This window comes from Micromonospora echinaurantiaca (genome assembly GCF_900090235.1).
GTDB lineage: Bacteria > Actinomycetota > Actinomycetes > Mycobacteriales > Micromonosporaceae > Micromonospora > Micromonospora echinaurantiaca.
In genome coordinates, this window is the sequence record NZ_LT607750.1 from 3,711,363 (window position 1) to 3,732,447 (window position 21,085).

Annotated in this window: 17 protein-coding genes and 6 pseudogenes; 7 read left to right on the plus strand and 16 right to left on the minus strand. The window is 67.3% G+C overall.

The genetic code is table 11. The annotated features are described in order from the left end of the window. Positions 1 to 84: 84 nt before the first annotated feature. From GA0070609_RS16680 to GA0070609_RS16690, 3 genes are all read right to left on the minus strand, one after another. Positions 85 to 1,272 (minus strand): IS110 family RNA-guided transposase, encoded by a 1,188-nt coding sequence (locus GA0070609_RS16680; protein ID WP_088994636.1) that lies wholly within the window; start codon positions 1,270 to 1,272, stop codon positions 85 to 87. A gap of 513 nt (positions 1,273 to 1,785) precedes the next feature. Further along, positions 1,786 to 2,070, minus strand: coding sequence for a hypothetical protein (locus GA0070609_RS16685; protein ID WP_157748220.1), 285 nt, complete (start codon positions 2,068 to 2,070; stop codon positions 1,786 to 1,788). Between the two features lie 185 nt (positions 2,071 to 2,255). Next, on the minus strand, positions 2,256 to 3,248 hold the full coding sequence (locus tag GA0070609_RS16690; protein ID WP_088994638.1) for an IS481 family transposase: 993 nt from the start codon (positions 3,246 to 3,248) through the stop codon (positions 2,256 to 2,258). Between the two features lie 213 nt (positions 3,249 to 3,461). Between GA0070609_RS16690 and GA0070609_RS16695 the strand changes: the two genes are divergently transcribed. Next, positions 3,462 to 4,373: an IS5 family transposase gene (locus tag GA0070609_RS16695; protein WP_088994639.1), complete on the plus strand. Its 912-nt coding sequence runs from the start codon at positions 3,462 to 3,464 to the stop codon at positions 4,371 to 4,373. Here GA0070609_RS16695 and GA0070609_RS33335 read toward each other — a convergent pair. The 3 genes and pseudogenes from GA0070609_RS33335 to GA0070609_RS34490 all read right to left on the minus strand — a co-directional run. After that, entirely contained in the window at positions 4,347 to 5,462 is a 1,116-nt protein-coding gene (locus tag GA0070609_RS33335) for a hypothetical protein (protein ID WP_172899257.1), read from the minus strand. The genes GA0070609_RS16695 and GA0070609_RS33335 overlap by 27 nt on opposite strands. Before the next feature lie 142 nt (positions 5,463 to 5,604). Next, positions 5,605 to 5,865 (minus strand): annotated as a pseudogene (locus tag GA0070609_RS16700) (glycosyltransferase family 2 protein); the annotation flags it as partial. Positions 5,866 to 6,241: 376 nt separating this feature from the next. Next, a pseudogene (locus GA0070609_RS34490) lies at positions 6,242 to 6,494 on the minus strand (transposase); the annotation flags it as partial. 22 nt (positions 6,495 to 6,516) lie between these two features. Between GA0070609_RS34490 and GA0070609_RS16710 the strand changes: the two are divergent. Beyond that, complete coding sequence (locus tag GA0070609_RS16710) at positions 6,517 to 7,176, plus strand: hypothetical protein (protein ID WP_088994640.1); 660 nt, start codon at positions 6,517 to 6,519, stop codon at positions 7,174 to 7,176. Positions 7,177 to 7,629: 453 nt separating this feature from the next. Here GA0070609_RS16710 and istB read toward each other — a convergent pair. The 3 genes and pseudogenes from istB to GA0070609_RS34495 form a co-directional block, all read right to left on the minus strand. Beyond that, positions 7,630 to 8,417 (minus strand): annotated as a pseudogene (istB, locus tag GA0070609_RS16715) (IS21-like element helper ATPase IstB). Next, positions 8,417 to 9,593, minus strand: a pseudogene (gene istA / locus GA0070609_RS16720) (IS21 family transposase). Before istA ends, istB begins: the two co-directional pseudogenes overlap by 1 nt. Next, positions 9,520 to 9,882: a hypothetical protein gene (locus GA0070609_RS34495; RefSeq protein ID WP_231928309.1), complete on the minus strand. Its 363-nt coding sequence runs from the start codon at positions 9,880 to 9,882 to the stop codon at positions 9,520 to 9,522. Before GA0070609_RS34495 ends, istA begins: the two are co-directional and overlap by 74 nt. A 165-nt stretch (positions 9,883 to 10,047) precedes the next feature. On the opposite strand from GA0070609_RS34495, the gene GA0070609_RS34500 reads away from it, so the two are divergent. Further along, a complete protein-coding gene (locus GA0070609_RS34500; RefSeq protein WP_088994641.1) occupies positions 10,048 to 10,245 on the plus strand; it encodes a hypothetical protein in 198 nt (65 codons plus the stop codon). Positions 10,246 to 10,380: 135 nt separating this feature from the next. Here GA0070609_RS34500 and GA0070609_RS16730 read toward each other — a convergent pair whose 3' ends face one another. Both GA0070609_RS16730 and GA0070609_RS16735 read right to left on the minus strand, forming a co-directional pair. Continuing rightward, positions 10,381 to 10,728, minus strand: coding sequence for a histone-like nucleoid-structuring protein Lsr2 (locus GA0070609_RS16730; RefSeq protein ID WP_088997783.1), 348 nt, complete (start codon positions 10,726 to 10,728; stop codon positions 10,381 to 10,383). A gap of 257 nt (positions 10,729 to 10,985) precedes the next feature. After that, a complete protein-coding gene (locus tag GA0070609_RS16735) occupies positions 10,986 to 11,663 on the minus strand; it encodes an HNH endonuclease family protein (RefSeq protein ID WP_088994642.1) in 678 nt (225 codons plus the stop codon). 286 nt (positions 11,664 to 11,949) lie between these two features. On the opposite strand from GA0070609_RS16735, the gene GA0070609_RS16740 reads away from it, so the two are divergent. Together GA0070609_RS16740 and GA0070609_RS34505 are read left to right on the plus strand one after the other, a co-directional pair. Further along, positions 11,950 to 12,174 (plus strand): hypothetical protein, encoded by a 225-nt coding sequence (locus tag GA0070609_RS16740; RefSeq protein ID WP_088994643.1) that lies wholly within the window; start codon positions 11,950 to 11,952, stop codon positions 12,172 to 12,174. 266 nt (positions 12,175 to 12,440) lie between these two features. Then, positions 12,441 to 13,042, plus strand: a pseudogene (locus tag GA0070609_RS34505) (ATP-dependent DNA ligase). A 1,467-nt stretch (positions 13,043 to 14,509) separates the two neighbouring features. Here GA0070609_RS34505 and GA0070609_RS16750 read toward each other — a convergent pair. After that, positions 14,510 to 15,693 (minus strand): annotated as a pseudogene (locus GA0070609_RS16750) (IS3 family transposase). Positions 15,694 to 15,844: 151 nt separating this feature from the next. On the opposite strand from GA0070609_RS16750, the gene GA0070609_RS16755 reads away from it, so the two are divergent. Then, on the plus strand, positions 15,845 to 16,414 hold the full coding sequence (locus GA0070609_RS16755; RefSeq protein ID WP_231928310.1) for a class IV adenylate cyclase: 570 nt from the start codon (positions 15,845 to 15,847) through the stop codon (positions 16,412 to 16,414). Here GA0070609_RS16755 and GA0070609_RS16760 read toward each other — a convergent pair. The 3 genes from GA0070609_RS16760 to GA0070609_RS34510 are packed head-to-tail and all read right to left on the minus strand — an operon-like array spanning position 16,411 to position 18,923. Next, positions 16,411 to 17,211 (minus strand): endonuclease/exonuclease/phosphatase family protein, encoded by an 801-nt coding sequence (locus GA0070609_RS16760; protein ID WP_088994644.1) that lies wholly within the window; start codon positions 17,209 to 17,211, stop codon positions 16,411 to 16,413. The two genes, GA0070609_RS16755 and GA0070609_RS16760, sit on opposite strands and share 4 nt — an antisense overlap. A 15-nt stretch (positions 17,212 to 17,226) precedes the next feature. Further along, positions 17,227 to 17,823: a dTMP kinase gene (gene tmk, locus GA0070609_RS16765; RefSeq protein WP_157748222.1), complete on the minus strand. Its 597-nt coding sequence runs from the start codon at positions 17,821 to 17,823 to the stop codon at positions 17,227 to 17,229. Beyond that, a complete protein-coding gene (locus GA0070609_RS34510; RefSeq protein ID WP_231928311.1) occupies positions 17,820 to 18,923 on the minus strand; it encodes a radical SAM protein in 1,104 nt (367 codons plus the stop codon). The genes tmk and GA0070609_RS34510 overlap by 4 nt, the downstream gene beginning before the upstream one ends. A 327-nt stretch (positions 18,924 to 19,250) precedes the next feature. On the opposite strand from GA0070609_RS34510, the gene cutA reads away from it, so the two are divergent. After that, entirely contained in the window at positions 19,251 to 19,592 is a 342-nt protein-coding gene (gene cutA / locus GA0070609_RS16775) for a divalent-cation tolerance protein CutA (protein ID WP_088994647.1), read from the plus strand. Between the two features lie 12 nt (positions 19,593 to 19,604). On the opposite strand, the gene GA0070609_RS16780 is transcribed toward cutA, so the two are convergent. Then, positions 19,605 to 20,897 (minus strand): helix-turn-helix domain-containing protein, encoded by a 1,293-nt coding sequence (locus tag GA0070609_RS16780; protein WP_088994648.1) that lies wholly within the window; start codon positions 20,895 to 20,897, stop codon positions 19,605 to 19,607. Positions 20,898 to 21,085: the final 188 nt, after the last annotated feature.

A 21,085-nucleotide genomic window follows, 5' to 3' on the forward strand; every position in this document is an offset into this window, starting at 1 on the left:
AATGCCTGGCCACTGCGAGTAGCACAGTCCCGGTCGCCGGGGTCGTTACGCGAGTGCGAGGCGACGGCGTTACGAGACGTCCCGTTATACCGGCGCTGACGGCGCTGGTGGTTGAAGGTGGAAGCAGCGGTTGTCGCGGAGCAGTGCCCACAGCACGTCGACGCGGCGGCGGGCGAGGGCGATCAGCGCCTGTTGGTGCTTGCGTCCTTCGGCGCGTTTGCGCTGGTAGTAGTCCCGGTTCGGGCCGTTCATCCGCAGGGTGCTCAGCGAGGACATATAGAACACGTGGCGCAGCCGCCGGTTGTAACGCTGTGGCCGGCGCAGGTTGGCGACGCGCTTGCCAGAGTCACGGGCCACCGGTGCCAGACCCGCGTAGGCGGCAAGGTGATCAGGGCTGGCGAACGTCGACAGGTCCCCGACCGCGACAATGAACTCCGCCGCCGCCAGTGCACCCATGCCGGGCAGGCTGCGGATGATGCCGGCCTGCGGGTGGTCACTGAAGGCGGCCTCGATCGCTTTGTCGGTGTCCCGCATCCGTTGGTGCAGTTGCAGCAGGTGGATGGCCAGCTCACTGGCGAGGGCAGCAGCGGTGTCCTGCCCCGGCAGGGTGAGGTCCTGCTCAGCCGCGGCGGCCAAGGCCTGCTCGGCGACCTTGACGGCGTTCACGGCCCGATGCCGGCGCAGATGCGCCACGAGCTGCTCGCGACCGGCGGCGCGGATCTGCTCAGGCGTCTGATACGCGCTGATCAGAATCAGGGTCGCGACGTTGGTGAAGGTCAACGCGCGTTCCAACACCGGGGAGATTCCGAGCATCAGTCGGCGCAGCCGGTTGACGGTGCAGACCCAGTCTTCGACCAGGTCGGCGCGGTGCGCGACCAGCAGCGCGAGTTTGGCGATCAGCTCCGTCGGGGTCTCGACGGGCAGGAAGTCACGCCGCATCCGGGCGGTATTTGCGATGACCAGCGCGTCACGCGCGTCAGTCTTGGCCTCGCCGGCGAACCCAGCAGCCATCGTCTTGACCGTCCGGCCCGGGATATAGACGACCCGGTGACCAGCAACAGCCAGCATGGCCCGCAGCAGCGCGGTCTCGCAGCCGACCAGGTCGACTGCCCACACCACCTCGTCATCCGCGCTGACCCGCACGAGCAGCTCCGCGATCGCCTGCTGATCGTTGACCACCCGCGTCGACCACAGCACCCGCCCGGCCACGTCCACCGCCGCAGCGTGGTGAGCCTGCTTGCCCGCGTCAACGCCTACCCATACCTGCGCCAAGCCGTCCTCCCAAGCACCCGGATCCAGGTCACCTCGGACGACCCCGCCGGCAGTTCCTTAGCATGCGACGACTCGCAGATCTCAATCAGCGGCCAAGGCGCCCTAGGCTGGCTGGGCGGCCGCTCGTCCATGGCCACCTGACGGCAAACGACCTTGAGCCACACCCAACCAACCCGGCGGCCCGGAACACCATCCAGACGCAGGAACCCTAAGGAACGACCTTGGCCCCGTCCGGGGAGGCTGGTAGCCCTGGTGGTGCCCGGCGAGGAGATGCCGCCGACGGCATCTCTGAGGAGGGTCGGAGTTCGGGGCGGAGCCCCGAGGTCTTCCAAGATCAGCCGTCCGCGAACGTGGCCGGCCGGCCCTGCCGATGCCGGCCGAAGGTCGCCAGCAGGCCGGGGCCGGGCCGGCGCGGCCCGCTTGCGGGCCGCCTTGATCCTGAAGAGGGGAATTCGACAGTCAACGGACACCGAACCGGGCACCGAACCGCCGGAGTAGCGTCGGGTGGGCCGACTATCCGATGTCCTTGGCAAACAGCGCCACAACAGTCGGATTGTGTGTGCTGACGCCGATCCGCTGCGCCCAGCGTCCGAGGCCGACCAGTCCGATCTCGTGGGCCTCTTGTTCAGTGACGGCCGCGACGACCGCGCTCAGGATGGTTAGACGATCGCCTATTCTCGATATGGCGATCGGGTTCACACGTGAGTCATCCGTGGTGCCGTCGTCCTCACGCCAAGCAGGCGACACGCCGGCATACTCGACTGTCATGATCCACGTCGGGGTGGCAGCTGATTCCATGGATATCCCTTCCAGCTTCGGCCGAGCAGGAATTTTCGTCGCGGATGTGGGTCTGGTCAAAACTTCGGCTGGACCGGTGAGGGCAGCATGTCGGATCACTTGCGTAGTACGTCGACGGCCTGGTCCCGAAGGGCTCCGTCGGCGACCTCTTCGCGCAGTGACCGGCGCTCGATCGGCTGAGCAACCTAGGTGTTCTGCCCAGAGAGGTTAGGGACACGGCTGGCTGGTGGGTGGCCGCCGAGTGCGGTGTGGGCGCGGTGGTGATTGTAGGCGTGGAGCCAGGCGGGTAGGGCTGCTCGGCGGGCTGATTCGGAGGGGTATGGGCGGGCGTAGGCCCATTCCTCGGTAAGGGTGCGGTGGAACCGTTCGACCTTTCCGTTGGTTTGCGGCCGGAAGGGGCGGGTCTTCTTCACGGCGATGCCCAGCTCGTGCAGGGTGTCGCGCCAGAGGAAGGACTTGTAGCAGGAGCCGTTGTCGGCGATGACCCGGCGGACGGTGATGCCGTGGGCTGCGAACCAGGCCTGCGCGCGGCGCCAGAAGGCGGCCGCGGTGTCTTTGCGTTCGTCGTCGAGGATCTCTGTGTAGGCCAGCCGGGAATGGTCGTCGATGGCGGTGTGCAGGTAGGAGTAGCCGAGCCGGGCGCCGCCCCACCGGTCGGTGGTGTGGCCTTTGGTGGCGGTGCGGTTGAGTTTTCCTTGACGCCGGCCCTGGGTGCGCCATCCGCCGCCGTCGGGGATGTTGCCCAGCTTCTTGATGTCGACGTGGACCAGGTCTCCGGGCGCGGGATGCTCGTAACGGCGTACCGGCCGGCCCGTGGCCCGGTCCAGGTGGGCCAGGCGGGCGGCTCCGGCCCGGCGCAGCACCGCATGACACGTCGACGCCGCCAGCCCGAACCGGCCACCGATCCGCGCCGGTCCCCACCGGCGCTTCGCCCGCAGATGCAGCACCTTCCGCTCCACCGGCGCCGGCGTGCGTCGCGGTGACCGCAGCGGCCGGCTGGACCGGTCGACCATCCCCGCCACACCCTCGACCCGGTACCGGTCGGCCCACCGCTTCGCCGTGGTCGGACTGACCTGAAATCGGTCAGCTGCCCGCCGCAGCGGCCAACCGTCGTCGACCACGCAGCGGGCCAGACGCAGCCTGCCACGGTCCGTCAGGGGTGCGTTAGCGTGGGGCACGAGGACCTCCCGGGTGATGCGGAACCTTCGACAAGCTCCACCTCACCCGGAGGTCCTCACCTATTTCAAGATCCCAGCCACGTCACCAACGTCCATGGACAGAACACCTAGGTCGTGTCTCGAAGTCGTGTGTGGCGTGTCGGTGATCGATAGATAGCGAGGTCTCCGGTAGAGGGTTCATCGACCAAGAAGAACCTGAATACCGGAGACCTCGTGGCCACCATAGCGGTGACGAGGCGGCACGACCTGACCGACGCCCAGTGGCGGGTGTTGGAGTCGCTGCTGCCTGCGGGTAAGCGGCCGGGCCGACCGTCGCAGTGGAGCAAGCGGCAGCTCATTGACGGTATCCGGTGGCGGGTGCGGGTCGGTGCACCGTGGCGGGACGTGCCGGCGTGTTACGGCTCCTGGCAGGCGATCTACGCGTTGTTCCGACGCTGGCAGCGGGCCGGGGTCTGGCAGCAGATCGTCACCGGCTTGCAGGCTCGCGCGGACGCGGCCGGGTTGATCACGTGGGATGTGAGCGTCGATTCCACCATCGCTCGGCCCCACCAGCACGCCGCGGGCGCACGTCGGCGCCCGCAGGAGCAGATCGAGCCGCCCGGCGGAGTCCATGCCGAGCCAGGCGACCACGCCTTGGGCCGGTCCCGTGGCGGCTGGACCAAGCTGCACCTGGCCTGCGAGCAGGGCGGCAAACCGCTATCGATGCTCCTGACCGCCGGACACCGCGGCGACAGCCCGCAATTCGCCGCCGTGCTGGCCGGCATCCGCGTGCCCAGACTCGGTGTCGGCCGTCCCCGCGTGCGACCCGACCGGGTCATCGCCGACCGGGCCTACACCTCCCGCGCCAACCGGACCTACCTGCGCCGCCGAGGGATCAGGGCCTGCATCCCGAGCAAGGTCGACCAGGACGCCCACCGGCGGGCCAAGGGCTCCGCCGGCGGCCGGCCACCAGCCTTCGACCCCGAGGTCTACCGGCAGCGACACGCCGTCGAGTGCGGCATCAACCGCCTCAAGCGCCACCGCGGGCTGGCAACCCGATACGAAAAGCTGGCCGTCCGCTACGAAGCCACCATCCACGTCACCGTGATTAACGAGTGGCTACGCGCACTTCGAGACACTGCCTAGCGGTAGAACTGAAGGTCTTCGAAGCCGTAGGTCGCCACATCGTGGCTGCTCGCCCCGAAGATCAGACGTGGAATGCGTGCCCAGTAGCAAGCCTGAGGCACATGGGCAGGGTTCGCTGCTCGCGTACATGATGCCGTCTTCGAACAGGTGTCGGCCCAGGTTGCTCCCGGCATGACGCAGTGCCATGACCCTGCCCGAGGGACCGGATGCCTTCGTTTTCCCCGGCCGGCAACCGCATCGCGGCCCCACCGGTGTGATGTCTGCTTCTGCTTCGATAGCGGGGGGCGGATTCGCCCTGCCGCTGTACGGCTCGTCGGCATGCTCCAGGCTGGGCCGTTGCCCGATTGCGGCGGCGATCCAGCCGGCGCAGATGAGGATCGCCAACAGCGTGCCGGGGAGGGTGACTCGAGCGACTGAGGTGCGCAGCCACCATTGGATGTCGTTCGGACCGACGACATGCGTCAATGCCAGCACGGTCAGATACCCCACGAGGAGGTTCCAGAGCCACAGGTCCGATCCGAGCCTCTTTGCTCGACGCTGTCGGCGCAGAAAGACCATGCCGAACAGCGCGACCAAGACCGTCCCGGTGAGCAGCGGGCCGACGTTGTCACGAAAGGCGTCCAGGGTGCGGCCGGCACGGTCGAGTACCTCGGGACCCCCGGCTAGCATCCGCTCCATTCGGCTGCCTTCCGTGACGTCGGAGCGAGCACCGAGTCCACGGACGAGCAGAGCCCAGCCACCGCCGGCAAGGACCGGTAGCCAGACCAGCCAGGCGCGGTGAAGCTCGCGGCGGGAACGAATCACCACTAGCAATGCGAGCAGACTACCGGTCACCATGCCCTCGTTCTTGGTGAGGACCGCGACGGTCAGCAGGAGCAGGGCCAGTGCCGGTCGCCGGAACGGATGCGGTTCCAGCAGCAGGCCAGCCGCTGCGCCCACCAGGCAGACCGACCATAACGGGTCTGCCAGCCCACTGGTTGGCGCGTACGGGGCGGTTGCCCAGGTACCGAGGCCCACCGCGATCGCGAGCAGCCAGGCCACCGCGGGTGGGGAGCGTCGGAACGCCCGGCGCACCAAATAGACGGTCATGCAGATGGCCGAGAAAGTGATTACCGCTCCGACGAGCTGGGCGACTTTGAAGTCCTGTCCGAGGACGCCCAAACGGCCGTAACCGCCGCCGAGGCGAGGGGCGGATAGTCGGTATGCGAGAAGACGAAGCCAGAGCTACCAATAGCATGACCATGTAGTCGCCCTCGGCGTTGTCTACGGCGGTCTTGATGGCCGCGCCCTTGCCCGCGTTGCGCGGGTGGGTGACCACCCGCAGCCGCGCGTCGTCGGCGCGGCCGAGGATCTCCCCCGTGCCGTCCCGGCTGCCGTCGTCGACCACGACCAGGTCGATCTCGCACGGGTAATCGACCGCCAATGCCTGCTTCAGGGCATCCGCGATGCGTTCTTCCTCGTTGTAGACCGGCATGAGGATCGAGCGCTTCATGAAAATCCCGAGTTGTTAAAGGCAGGCACATCTGCCTGAGAGGTACGGCGGATGATTCCTGGGCGACCATCACCTAGCGTCACTTTCGGGAGGTGCGATCTCCCATGGCCACCCCGACACCAAAAAGCTCCTGGTCGCCGCGTGGTGTCGGACGTGCAATATCAGATCGCCGTGTTGGTACTCTTAGCACTCTCGTCCTCTCACCGTCACCATTTCGTCCTCGGTTAATGAAAGCGCGACAGTCCTTGCCGGCACTGGTCGGCCAAGGTGCGTCTGACCGAGAAGTTTGCCCACCGTCTAGGGCAGACGCCAGCTTGCTGCCAGCGCTGGGCTTCCCGCCTACTTTCCTGCTGCCATCCCGATGCTCCTATGGAGGTCAAGGGTTGAGGGCGGCGAAGTCGGCTCGTAGGGCGGTGTAGACGTCGCGGATGATGTAGCGCTTGAGGCAGCGGAGGATCTCTTGCTTGTTGAGGCCTTCGGTGATGCGTCGTTGCTGGTAGGCGCGGGTGCGTTGGTCGTAGCGCAGGCGGCAGAGGGCGATGGTGTGCAGGGGAGTGGTTGGCGTCGCGGTCGCCTCCTCGATGGAGGCGGTGGCGGCGCACCCGTCCCGAGCTGGCTGGAATCGGTGCCGCCGGCCCGTAGACTCCCGGCGTGACCGTCTACGACATCGCCGCGCGGCTGCCCTCCATCGACGTGTTGCGCGAGCGCTGCAAAGCCCTAGCAATGCTCGACGCGATCGTCGGGGGCGACTATTACGCCTACGACCGCGAATGGGGCGAGGACGAAGCGGCGTCGATGCGCAACGGCAGCGGTGAGGAGTACGACGTCGTCTTCACCGCCGACGGCGTATTCATCCGAGGTGTCTACCACGAGTCGTCGATGTTCACGTACACGGACGGGCGGCTGTGGCCGGGCCTCCTCGATGGACTGCCTGAGGAGTTCCAGACGCAGGTGCACGAGCCGGCGTTCTGTCGGCAGGACGGCACTCTTGATGCCACCTTCGTCCTGTGGCGGCGCACCAACGACGAGCGATGGCACGCTGGCGACGACATCGACTTTTCACCGGCTGACGACGATGAGGTTGACCCGGACGGCTCATGGCTGCTCGACATCCTTTGCGACGACATCGTCGCGGAGTACATCGAGCACGCTAAGGATGTCTACGAAACCGACCTGCATCCAGCTGCGGTTGAACAAATCGTTGCGTTCCGTCCACTGACCAACGCGGCCGTCCGCGCGCTCAACCCCGAAGTTGAACTGGCCGACCTGCGCGAACAGGCAGAGGAGTACGGCTACCCGACCGCGGCGTAAGACCCTGCTCCAGCCGCACGAACTTGCCGCGACTGCGGTCTGTCACCCTGGGCGAAGGCTGCGGCCAAGCGCCGGAAACGCCTGTCAAGCATCTGGTGGGACGCGAGTGTCAAGCATGTCCCGTGACGGGACACAGCACCGTCCCAGAATTGTCGGGTCTCGGGACCTGCGTGACAGATCAGTCTCGGGACGTGGGTGACACGTCCGGCTAAACGATCTTCATGGTCAGGGTGGCCGGTCAGTTGCCCACGCTGATGTTCTCGCCCTGGCCGTTAGGCGCGCGGTGTGGGCATGGGCTGAGTATCCACCTGGTCACCGGCCAGGGCGCCGCCACACCCCCAGCAGGCGTCGAGCCGCACCTGCCCAGCACCCGTCCGCGCCGCTGTCAACGCCGACTGAACTTCGACCCCTGTGTTCCGGCTGAATGTTGACCCCCTCGCTGGTTGTTGATGTTCAGTCGTTGGTCTTGCTGGCTGCGGGGACGCGGCCGAGGTCGCGGTCTTTGAGCCGGTAGCTGTCGCCCTTGATGGAGATGACTTCGGCGTGGTGGACGAGGCGGTCGATCATGGCTGCGGCGACGACGTCGTCGCCGAACACTTCGCCCCAGCGGCCGAAGGGTTTGTTGCTGGTGACGATCAGCGAGGCTCGTTCGTAGCGGTTGGAGACGAGCTGGAAGAACAGGTTCGCGGCTTCGGCTTCGAAGGGGATGTAGCCGACCTCGTCGACGATCAGCAGCGGGATCCGGCCGAGCTTGACCAGCTCGTCCTGCAGGGGCCGGCGTGGTGGGCGTCGGCGAGGCGGGACACCCACCCGGCGGCGGTGGCGAACGCGACGCGGTGTCCGGCCTGGCAGGCCCGGATCCCGATGCCGATGGACAGGTGGGTCTTGCCGGTGCCGGGCGGGCCGAGGAAGACGACGTTCTCCCGGCCGGTGATGAAGTCCAGGGTGCCCAGGTGAGCGATCGTTTCCCGCTTCAACGACCGCTGGTGGTCGAAGTCGAACTCCTCGAGGCTCTTGCGGGCCGGGAACCTGGCTGCCCGGATGCGTCCTTCACCGCCGTGGGCTTCACGGGCGGCGACCTCGCGTTGCAGGCAGGCGGCGAGAAACTCCTCGTGCGTCCAGGACTCCGCCCGGGCCCGCTCCGCCAGTCTCTCGACGGAGGCAGCCAGGGATGGCGCCTTCAGGGCGCGGGTGAGGAACGCGATCTCGGATGCAACGTTGCGGCTGGTCTTGGCGGCCATCACGCAGCCACCTCAACGTCCAGGCCGAACAGGCGGTCGTAGTCGCTCAATGGCCGGCGTTCGACCTGCGCGTCGACAGCGGTCGCTGGAGTGCGTTGGGCGGCGATGCGCAGGTCCGCTGCGGCTTGCCGGTGGGCGGGATCGGTGATGCTCTGATGCTTGGCCCAGCAGCGGTCGTGCCGGGCCACCGGCCGGCCGTCGCAGAACACCGTCACCTGGTCGCAGTCGGCGGTGACCTCGACCCGCCGCCCGACCACGGATGGGTGCACCGAGTAGTCGTTGCCGTCCAAGCGCACGTAATGATCGCGAGGCAGCCGGGTGCTCTGCCTCCAGCCGGCCACCGGCGCAACCGGCGGCAGCGGCGGCATCACCTGCCGGTCAGCGTCCCACCGCTCAGCCGGCCGGCAGCCCAGCATCCGATGCTGGCGGTTGTTCGCCCGCACCAACCACTCGGACAGCTGAGCCTTGAAGTCGCCCGGCGAGGCGAAGCGGCGTCCGGGCAGGAACGAGGTCTCCAGATAGCCGTTGGCCCGCTCGACCAGGCCCTTGGCCTCCGGGTCCGCCGGCCGGCACTGGACCACCTTGATGCCGAGAGTGCCGCGGAAGGCATTCATCGCCTCCGTCAGCTGAGGCCGCCCGGCCCGCCACTGCCCGACCGCGGACTCGTTGTCCCACACCAACGCCTTCGGCACCCGCCCCCCACCCGGAGATCAGCGTCCAGTGCCCGACCAACAGATCTGGTGACTGCCGAGACGGGATCATCACCGCCGACAGCCACCGCGAATACCCCGACACCATCACCAACACCGGCGGCCGGCCGACCTGCCCGAAGCCCAACGGCACGTCCGCCGGCGGGAACCACAGATCACACTGCGCCAGCTCTCCCGGCAGATACTCCGTCCGCTGGCCGGGGGTCCGGGCGGCGGAACAACGGCCGAAGCTGCTGCACCCGATCGGCGAACACCGTCTTGCCGCGAGTCCACCCGACCCGCTCCATGATCACCGTCGTTGCCATGTCCGGGAACTCCGCCAACAACGCCCGGATCTGCGGCTCCACCGCATCCACGATCGAGCCCTTCGCCGCCGCTGATAGCGGGGCGGCTCATGACTGGCCAAGGCCTTGCGCACCGTGTTCCGCGAGACCCCCAGCCGCCGACAGATGGCCTTGATCGCCATCCGCTCCGCCCGATGCAACCGACGGATCTCCGCCCAGTCCTCCACGCTCAGCACCTCCCGATGCTTCCGGAAGGCAGCCACGCCCACCCGACAGCCGCGATTCGCCGTCTCCGGCTTGGAGCAGGTAGCTGCCGTCTGGGCCGATCGTCACCGTCACCTCACCGCCATGGGGCTGGCTGATGCGTACCGCCAGGTAGGCGAAGTAGATGTGCCGGTAGTCGAACTCGTCGTGATGCCAGTGGATCCAGTCAAGCCCCTGATCCACCTCAGCCAGGATGTACGGATCCACGATGCGCCTTTCCCACGCGCGGCGCCTTCCATGATGCTCACGCATGTCACCGAAACCCCAAGTCCCACCGCCACTGAGTGGCTGCGACTGCGGCACCCGGTGTGTTGCCTCGGCACCTTAGCCGTCTCATCACCCAGGAGAAGGTCCACGTGATACGTCAATCAGGTGGAGGTGCTATTGCGTGGCGGGCCTTGTGATGGACGAGTCGTCGTAGGCGGAGGTGAAGCCGTGATCTGCGGCTCCTGCCTCTACGAGCGAACGTTCGACATCGGCCGCGCTCGCGGGCGGGACCTGCGCGTGTACCAACACCGGCCGGACTGCTGTCAGCCATACGGGCGCGGCGCGGAGGACCGCTGCGAATAAGCAGGGCGCGGCTGGAGGGCAAGACGCGGGCCCCCCGGATTAACGCCTGTCTGTCTGTGCTCCCCACCGGCCATTCGGGTGTCGAAGCCCGATGCCAACGAGGCCCGCCGGTAGCGTGGCGAGCTGCCCGTACGGTCATCGGTTGTTATAGGCCTCTACCACCGAGGTTGGGATGCGGCCCCGTTCGGAGATCTGGTAGCCGTTCTCGGCTGCCCATTCGCGGATCGCGCGAGTGTGAGCACGACTGCGGCCGGAGGTCCCGGGACGCGTCGCCCGCTGCGCCGACCGACCCGAATCGATACCTCCCCGCCCCATCCGCCGGCCCGCCGTGATGTACACGTCGAGAGCCTTCCGCAAGGCGCCTGCGTTCTGGTCTGACAGATCGATGACGTAGGCGACACCGTCCAGGCTGAATTCGACCGTCCGGTCCGCCGCTCCGCCGTCGAGGTCGTCGGTCAGAACAGTGATCACTTTCCGAGCCATGGCGGTCACTCCCGGCGAATTGTTGGTCTTAACTTGAGCCGGGGAAATGGTACGCCCCGTCAGCTTCACCATCGACAGCCGGGCCATCGCACCGATCTGCTGAATCGACGATCGACAGTCATATCTTCGGTGTAGATGCTCAATCGAACGAAGGCTTCCGGGTGCTGGCGACGACCAGCAGTCACTCGCTCAGCTACGAACGTTCTGCGGACCCGCATGGCACTGTTCATGTGCAGGCGAGAGCAGACTGCGCGCGGTCAAGAGCTGCAGGTGTTGGGCATACTCTGCAGCGCGGACTTCTCCGACGACTGCAGCGACAGGCCCCAGCTGTACTTCACGGTGATCCACATTTTGCTGTAGGTGCAGCGGTAGGCCGACCGCGGCGGTTGCCACGTTGACGGGTCCTGGTCGCCCTTGGCCTGGTTGACGTTGTCGGTGACCGCGATCAGCTGCGGGCGGGTCAGGTCGTTGGCGAAGCTCTGCCGTCGGCTGGTCGTCCAGGAGTTCGCGCCCGACCGCCACGCCTCGGCCAGCGGCACCACGTGGTCGATGTCGACGTCGGAAGCGGCGTACCAGGTCGCGCCGTCGTACGGGCTGTACCAGCGACCGGAGGTGGCCGCGCAGGAGCTGTCCACCACCACCGACGTGCCGTCGCGCTTGAGGACCTGCTCGCGGGTGTTGCAGCTTCCGCTGACCGTGGTCCAGTGCGGGAACAGGTCCCGGGAGTAGCCACTGGTCGAGCCCTGCGCCGCCACGGTCAGCGCGTTGAGCTGCGACTGCGCGGTGGCTTTCGAGGGGATGCCAGGGGGCGTGGCCGCAGCCGGTGTGGCACCGACGCTGATGAGGCCGGCTCCTGCGACCATCGCCATCACGGTTGCCACGACGGGGGTGCGCCGTCGGCCCAGGTGCGGTGGGAAGAGTCGAGCCAGCCTCATGGGAACCTCCTGAGCCACCCGTGCGGAGGTTGACGGTCTCCGATGAGTACGGCCACGGTTCGGTGATTTCGTAACAGGCGGGGAACCACAAGACGAACGATCTCGGCGGCGCTTGTCATGGATGTCTGACCCTCGCCAGAGAGATCGAGCCCCACATATGGTGGCCGTGGCTGGTGACATCCACTCCGACCGCCCTTTCTGGGTGGCCGTAGGGCCGGAATGGCCTGCTGCGGAGGCTGTGGCCCGCGGTAGCCCGTAGGGGATGAACAGAAGGGGAGAACGGCTGATGCCGGCAGTCGAGGCATGGTTCGTTGGCGGTCCGATCGATGGCCGCATCATGCCCGTGGAAACCGGCGCCGACGGGTCGCTGCCCCAGGCTGTCGACCTGCCGCAGACGGGTGTTTACGTCGGCGCCGCCGAGCAGGCGGGCCCGGTCATCCATTACCGGTACGTCCGGCAGGGCATCGACGCCGAGCCTCCCACCTTCCGCTATGCCGGCCGGCTGCCGTAGGACATGACCTCACGAAGAGGCACCCAGGCACGAGTTCAAGCGGTCCCGACCGCCCAGGCGTTGACCTTGGCGCCCACGCCCGGCGGCATCCGGCTGCGGCCGTAGGCATTCGTTGTCGCGGATCTTCACCCCGGAGTGGCCGTCGCTCCCCACGATGATCCGCAGGGGGCGGACATGATCAGCGTTCACATCCCGCGGGAGCGGTGAGCCCGGCCCGCCGGGTGGAGACGGGCGCCGAACCGGTGCTGCGCCGGCCGGTCGCGCCGATGCTCGCCGCGCCGGTCGACGAGGTGCCCGAGGGCCCGGCGCTGGTTCATGAGCCGAAGTGGGACGGGTGGCGTGCGATCGCCTTTCGGGAGTCCGACGGGGTGTATCTCCAATCCCGAGCCGGCCGCAACCTGACCACGTACTTTCCTGACATCACCCGGGCCGTTCGCGGGGCCATACCACCGGGGGGGTGCTCGACGGCGAGTTGATCGTGCTGCAGGGAGGCCGGACGAACTTCGCGCAGCTGCAGCGACGCGTCACCGCCGGCCGCGACCTGCTGCGCGTGGCCCGCGAGCGCCCCGCCCACTACGTGCTGTTCGACCTGCTCGCCGACCCCGGTGGACAGGTGATCCTGAACCGCGAGCTGTCGCAGCGGCGCGACCGGCTCGAACAGCTGCTCGCCGGCGCGCCAGCGCAGCTCACCCTCACCCCGCAGACCGCGGACATGCGGCAGGTCGCCGACTGGCTGACGCACTGGACCGTCGCCACCGGCATCGAAGGCGTGGTCAGCAAGCGGTCGACCGGCCAGTACGAGCCTGGCCGCGCAGCTGGTGGAAGTACCGGACCCGGATCACCACCGAGGCGATCGTCGGTGGCGTGACCGGCAGCATCCGCGACCCGGACACCGTGCTGCTCGGCCGGTTCGACCGGCGAGGAACCCTGCGATACACCGGCCGCACCCACCCGCTGAACCCCACACAGCGGGCCGAACTCGCGGCCATGCTGTCCCCGTTCGCGCGATGCCGCGCCGCGGCACAACGGTGCACCCCTGGCCGCAGCCACTGCCACCGTCCTGGTCCGGGCAACTGGACCGGCCCGAACCACTGCCATATGTACAGGTGGACCCCATCACGGTTGTCGAGATCGACGCCGACGTGGCCCTCTGAGCACCAGCGGCGGCGGCACCGGGTGCGGTACATCAGGGCTCGGCCGGACATGTCGATCTACGACGTGCCGCTGCTGCTCGGCGAGAAGGAGGGATACTTCGGCGAGACGTGAGCCTCAGGCCAGGTGGAGTCCCGGTCAGTTCGAGCGCCGGCACGTCAAAGAAGCCACCAGGATGTCGCCCGCGTCCGCTAGCACCGGCAGTTCGCCGCCAGAGGGTGTCACCGATGATCGGCTGGACCGGATGGTCAACGACGCCACAGCCCGGCATGCGTCGGCGCCGTCGTCGCCGATGACGGGAGCCATAGGCATGCGATCGGCCGCCGCCGGATCAGCCCTCGACGAGCAGGGCCGGTACGTGATGAGGGAGCTCCTGGCCTACCTGCCGGGTGCACCTCGGCGACGGCGACGGCATCGCCGGTCGCAACCGACTATCGGTGCACCCGAAGTCCTAGGCTGGCCTGGCCGCCTCACCCTCTGGAGCTCGTGCAGGGCCAGCCGATACCAGCGGTCGGGGGTGATGAGATGCAGATCCGATCCCCGGCCGACCGCCGTCGCCGTAGTGGGCAGAGGGCTGCCATCGGGTAGCGCGAGCCGATGGTCACCAACGACGTGCATAGCCCGCCCGGCCAGCTCACCCACGACGAACCGGTCATGATCCGGCCCGTACCCGCCGAGCAGTCCGACTCGGCTGCCGCTGACTGCGAGGGCCTTTCCCCCGTCGACCCGGTTGCTCCAGCCGCTGACTGAGCCATCCCGGATCTGCACGATCGGGAAGTCGGTGTAGTAGGAGGTCCAGACCGCGTCGTCGGTGACGTTGAGGGCGTAGCAGTCGCTGATCGCACTCCAACCGCTGTCCACGTGGGACGGAAACCGCCAGGTCGGTTCGAGCTGGGTGAGAAGCGAACCAACCCGGAGCTGCCGACCGGCGGTGCGGCGTGAGTGTCTCCCCAGCCGTAGTTCCCGTAGACCCCTTCGTCGAAGTAGCCCACCCACACCTCCCCGGAGGTGGTGGTGAAGACGTGCTCGATGCCGTCCCCGAGCGTCGCCCGGGCCTCGACGCGCCCCTCGCTGTCATAGATCACAGCGTTGCGGTCCGGACCGTCAGCCCGCCACTGGCAACGGGCTCCGACCACCAGCATCCGCCCGCAAGGAAGCGGCTGAACCGATGGATGAGCCAGCGTCAGCCCGGCAAGCGGCGTGACATCGACGGTGTCCCCCGCCGCCGGTGGTTGTACCAGTCGACCCATTCAGCGGTGGCCAGCTCGACCTGGGCCAGGCTGCGCCACGGCCGGCCGGGCTTGATCAACTCGGTCTTGTAAAGGCCGATCGTGGATTCCATCAGTGCGTTGTCCAGGGCGTCGCCGACGGTGCCGATCGAGGCGTCGATGCCGGCAGAGACGAGGTGGGTGGTGAACCGGAACGACGTGTACTGGGATCCGGCATCCGAGTGGTGGATCAGGCCCGCCTCGACGGGCCGGCCGTCGCGGTCGCGGCGCCACAGGCCCATGTCGAGGGCATCCAGGACTAGGGTGGTGTGTTTGGTGGTGGCCGCGGACCAGCCGACGATCGCCCGGGAATACACGTCGACGACGAACGCCACGTAGACCACGCCAGCGAACGTGGCCACGTGGGTGAAGTCCGCGACCCAGCAGCGGTTCGGCGCGGCCGCGGTGAAGTCGCGTTGCACCAGGTCCGCCGCCCGATCGGCTCGCGGGTCGGCGATGGTGGTGCGGATCTTCTTACCCCGCACCACGCCCGCCAGGCCGGCCTCACGCATCAACCGCTCCACCGTGCACCGCGCCACCCGGTGCCCGTCGCGGCGCAACGCGGCCCAGATCTTGCGGACCCCGTAGACACCGTAGTTGGCCTGATACACCCGCCGGATCTCCGCCAGGGTCTCGGCGTCCCGCACCGCCCGTGACGACGGCGGCAAGGCCTTGGCCTTGTAGTAGGTGCTGGCGGCGATCTTCATGCCGTGGCCGGTCAGGACACGGCAGATCGGCTCGACCCCGCCGAACTGCTCCTTGTGCGCGTCGATGAACGCTACGAGCGATGCTGTGGCCGGTCGAGCTCGGCCGCAAAGAAAGCCGACGCGGCTTTCAAGATCTCATTCGCCCGGCGCAATTCGGCGTTCTCCCGCTTCAACCGGCGCAGCTCCGCTGACTCGTCGCTGGTCACGCCGGAACGCTGCCCGGCGTCGACCTCGGCCTGGCGGACCCACTTACGCAGCGTCTCAGCCGACCCGATCCCCAGCTTCGTCGCGATCGATCCGATCGCCTCCCACTCGGTGGCGTAGTCGCCCCGGTGCTCCAGCACCAGACGCACCGCCCGCTCCCGCAGGTCTCTCGGGTACTGCTTCGGCATGGTCAGATCCTCTCAAGCAAAGAGGTCTCCACCAGCCCCGGGGCGGTTCAGAGATCCCGGCTGCCAGCATTCTGCGGATGCATGCGTGCAGGCACCGACACGTGTGTTGCGGTGACGTCCGATGGCGGCGGTAGGTGGCTAGGCTGCGCTGGTGCAGACGTCACCGATCGATGTTGTTCACGAGGTCGAGGTCAAGTACCGCGTCGATGATGAGTCTTCGCTAGTGGAGGCACTCCGACAGCGGGGCGTGCGGCTGTCGGCGTCGGTGCGGCAGGACGATCAGGCGTATGCGCCATCGTTGTGGCGGTACGGCATGTCGAAGGTTGGGGTGCCGTTCGCGCGGCTACGAACTGAGGATGGCTGTCATCTGTTCACGGTGAAGCGGCCGATTGACAACGAGATGGTGTGCCTGGAGCACGAGACCGTGGTCGCGGACCGGGAGCAGATGCACGCGGCGTTGTTGGCGATGAGCTTCGTGCCGACCGTGCGGATCGTCAAGACTCGTCGCGGTGGGCGGTGGGGCGATGTGTCGGTGTGCCTGGATAGCGTCGATGGCTTGGGCACGTTCGTGGAGTTGGAGGCGCTTGTCGGTGCCGACGAGTCAGGCCAGAGAGTGCAGGAGCACCTGGACCGCTTGGTCCGGTCGCTGGGCGTGGGGGTGTGGCGCACTACCGACACCTACGACTCGTTGCTGCGCGCGGTCGCGCCGGCGGCTGGCTAGGACAGGGCTGCGGCCTCGGCCAGCGGCGCGCTGACTGCGGTCCGGTGGTCGACGGTCAGGCGCAGGGTGGCTGCGACGGCGGCGTGGTCCGACAGCTGACGGTCGCGGGGCTGGTGTAGGTAGTCGCAGCTGGCGAGATGCGGCGTGAGAGCGGCACCGGTATGTAGATAGTCGAAGCGGTAGCCGTTGCCGCCGCGGCCTATCCAGCTGTGCGCCTGCGTTGTGGGGTGTAGCCGCTGGTGGGCGTCCGCCAGGTCGAGCTGCTCCAGCGCGTCGAGGAACTCGTACTCGAAGGATAGGAAGCCTGGGTAGCGTGGCCGATGGTTCCGGCTGATCACGTTGTAGTCCCCTCCGACTATCAAATGGGCGCGCTGGCCCTCAGTGAGACCGCGCAGGCCGTCGATGACGCTGGTGAGGAAGGCGCGTTTCTTGGCGACCTTTGCCGGTGCCCGGTCGCTGGAGGGCACGTACAGGCCGAGCACCGTGATGGCCGATTCGGTGTTCACCGTAACCGCGACGGCCCGACCAGGCAGCGTGACGCCGGCGAGCAGGTCCGGGCGGGCGGTGGTCGGTAGGCGGCTGACGATGGCACAGCCGCGGTCGCCGTCCGGTGAAGGGGTGTGGGTCACGTCCAGGCCGGCGGCGCGGCATTGCTCGAGGAGGTATGCGGTGCCGGGTCCGTTGCTGGTTTCCGTGAGGATGATCAGGTTGTCGTCGCGGGCATCGAGCCAGGCCAGCAGCCGTCGGGCACGCGGTAGCGCGGCGGCTTGCACATTCAGGGTTAACACGGACAGCACGGAGGCTCAGCTTCGCTAATCGGCGCGGGGCAGCAGATCGAGGATAGTGGCTACGACCTTGTCTGGGGTGCGCCCGTGGCAGTCGACGGTGTGTTGTGTCCATCCGTGTCGACGCAGGTGGCGGGCAGCCTCCCGGTACAGGCGCAGTTCCGTGTCCGGTGATCCGGTGGTTTCCAGCCGGGTCCGCTCAGGGCGCTGAGCGAGGCGAGCTGCGATGACGTCGGGGTGGTCTTCCAGGTAGAAGGAGATGGCAGGCAGCACATACCGGTTGTAGGACCAGATTTCGCGCAGGTCGAGGCCGTCGATGCGCTGCAGGACCAGAGACGACTGCACGTATCGGTCGGTCACCACGTGCCGGCCGTCGTTGAGGGCGGGAACGATGTCCGTCTCGAGGTGCGCGGCGCGATCGGCTGCCAGAGCTAGGGCCAGGGCGCGGCCGTGCATGACGGCTTCGCTGTGGCGCAGGAGTTGCCCGAGTGGGGTGCGGGTGGGTTCGCTGGTCAGGTGCACCCTGTACGGGCTGGTTTCTGAGAGCCGGTCGGCAAGTAGCGTCGCGATCGTGGATTTTCCCACGCCGTTGGGGCCCTCGATCGCGATGAACAGCTTGCTCACTGGCGGACGATGGCCAGTGGGAGCAGGGGCTGGCCGGGGACGGGGGTGATCGGGCACTGCTCGTCATCGAGGTCGCCGATGAGTCCGCCACGGGACACGATCGCGGCCGGGCAGCCCTTGCCACATCTGCTGTTCATTGTGCAGCTACCGCAGGTGGGGTTGGCGCCGACGGTGTAGCGGGCGTGGAAGTCGTAGCCGTCGAGGCCCGCAGCGACGTCGTCGCGCAGGATGTTACCCACGAGGAAGTCGCTGTCGGGGTAGCGCGAGGCCGGGGTGCGGGCGGCGAAGACCAGGTAGGGGCAGACTGCTACCTGCCCGTCGGTGTACACGTAGATCAGCTTTCCGGCGTCGCAGCCGCCTAAGGGCAGGCTGTCGTTCGGGAATCGGATCTGTACGACGTCGAGTTGGTCAGCGAACCGGTCGGTGACGGCGCGGATGGCCGTCATCACCTGATCCGGCGCGGCGAGACGACCCTGGCTCTTGACGCCTCGGCCGAATGACGACAGCGGGTTCATCAGCACGTACTGCGCGCCGATTTCGACAGCGAAGGCGCACAAATCGGCGAACTCCGCCGGTTTGGTCAGCGCGTTCGGCGTCGATAGCAGTCCCTGCAGCAGTCCTGTTGCCGCGAACTTGCGGGTGGTAGCGACCGTTGTGTCGAAGGATGCACGGTTGCCGCGGAACTTGCCGTGGCTCTCAGGGCGGAAGCCGTCGAAGGACACGTTGATGTGTACTCCGCCAAGCGCGGCCAGTTCGGCGATCTGGGCGTCCGTCGTCTGGGTAGCGTTCGTGCATATGCCAACCGGCAGGCCACTGGCACGCACCGCTCGGCAGAAGCCGAGGACGTCGGGGTGCACGAAAGGCTCGCCGCCGGTCAGGGTAATGCGCTCAACCCGGGTAGCTAGTAACTGGGGCAGCACGTGTTCGGTGAAAACGGTCAGGGACAGGTCAGCGCCAGCCTCGGTGGAGGAGACGAAGCAGTGCGCGCAGTGCAGGTTGCACCGCTCGGTGATCTGCACCAGCGCCTTGCGAGCGTCGCCGCCCACGGAGGTGCGGAAGTAGCAGGACGATGCGTGGGTGTCGACGATCAACCGTTTCACCACTTGACTCCTCACAGCCCGATCGATGCCCGGTGCGCACGGCCTGCGTTCCGCCTCACGCATCTTGTAGTGACAGACGTGAGTCAACGTCGCTACTCCCAGTGTCGGGCAGCGGCGGAGGCGAACGCTGACAAGCCTCCGACAATCGTGGCGGGTGAACCGTCGCCAGCACGGCCGGCGATCAAGTCGCCTATTGCCGTCGCCGCTGACTCCGCCGAGATCAGCGAACTGACAGGCCGGTCCTGGCTTGCGATGGTGTCGCCGCTTGCTGTTAGTACAGGTGATGCGGGCGGTGTGCCGATGAAGGCAGTACGTAGGGTCGCTGCCATGAGTGATGTTCTGCAGGTGTACACGGCGGCCGGTAGCCAGGAGGCCGCGCTGCGGTTGGCGCAGGGCGCCGTCCGTGCCCGGTTGGCGGCTGGTGGCCAGGTCATCGGACCAGTGGAGGCCGTGTTCTGGCACGAGGACACGTTTGGCACCGGCCAGGAGTGGCAGGTGGTGCTCAGGTCCAGCAGCGCGCGGTACCCGGAGTTGGAGCGCTACCTCCGAGAGCACCATGAGTGGACCAACCCGGAGATTGCGGCGGTGCCAGTCGTCGCGGGATCAGCCGCCTACCTGAGGTGGGTATGCACGACCACGGGAACAGCGGAAGGCTCTGAAAACACCTGATGCATCAGCCCTCTATCCCAGCGACTCCGCTACTGCGGCCACGTCTCGGTAGGGCAGGAGACGTTCATGGACGACGGCAATACGAGCAGCGGGACGAGGGGAAGCGACACCTTCGCAGAGCCGCTTCGAACGTTTCATCACGATCGCCGCTTGTTCGACCTCGCCGGCGTCGAGGTAGGCCTCGGCCAGCCAGGTGGAGTAGAACGCTTTGTCCCTGGCACAGGTGTCATCAAACCGTTCGAGGGCCGTCTCCATCTCAGGTAGGGCGCGGAGCGGACGCCTTAGTTCGGTCCAGACCCGACCGGTCATGATCCGAACTTCGTCGTGGTCAACCCATGCCGCCCAGTCTGGAGTGGTACCGACCTCGGTGCTGTCGAGCGCACCGTGCGCTGCGTCCAAGGCGGCGGCGGCTTCTTTTTCCTGGCCGGCAACCGCGTGGGTAAACGCCAGCCGCTCAAGCAGCAGGGCGCGGACGGCGGGATCCGCACCGGCGTTCGCGGGCAGGCGTGATGCTTCGGCGGTGGCGATGTCAGGCTGGCCACGGCTCGCCCTTAGATAGGCCAGCAACGCCAAGGCGTTGGCCCCTAGGAGCACGTCTTGCGCCTGCACCGCGATGGACCGGCTGGTGTTGAAGAGGGCAGTCGCGTACATGTCATGACCTGCGTCGAAGGCTGCCCAGCCCGCAAGTTGGGTCTGCTCGGCCAGTAGCGACAACAAGGCCTTCGCGGTTGCCGGGCTGAACGACGTCGTTCGGAGCAACGTCATCGTCCCGGCCAGCTCAGCCTCGTAGAGGCGGAGGGTATCGGCACCACCGAGGTAGTTGTCGAGTCGGCGCAGCCGAGCGGTACGCCGGGCGCACTCCTCTACGTCTTCCCGGCTGATGCGACGCCCTGTTGTGGAAGCCGCGGCTGCCGCGCCGCACACTGCGAGCATCGCTGCGGCTCCTATGAACTCTCGCCGGTGCATCTCCTGCTCCTTCGCGGGCTCGGGCTGGAGCTGACCGACGTGCGGCACACCGTTGAAGGCCTGTGCTGGCCACTCCCTGCGTCCGGCCTCCTGCCGAAGCCTCTGCAACTGATCGAACGCTGCTGTCAGCTGCCCGCCAGCGCCGAGCACCTCGTCACAGCGCTCCCAGAAGCGTCGTGGAGTTCGTTGCCGGCCAACCTCCACGTTAGCGATGGTGCTACGCCCGTAATGAACCAGTGGCGCAAGAGAGTGCTGGGTGTAGCCAGCGGTGGCGCGTAGACGAGCGAGCTGACGGCCGAGCTGCTGCCAGCCTTCATCAAGGTCAGTCACGTCAGGCATCGCTCCTCGTCACAGTACAACCAGCAGACTACTCATCGGCAGGTCACGCAACTCGCTTGCTCGGCGGAGATTCAGTTGCCGGATCAGCAACTGACCAGCCCTAGTGGTGATCTTATTCGTTCTGGCCTTCGGCCCGGCCACCGATGATGTCGGCAGATTGTCAATACTTCCTTCGACAGCTTGCCGAC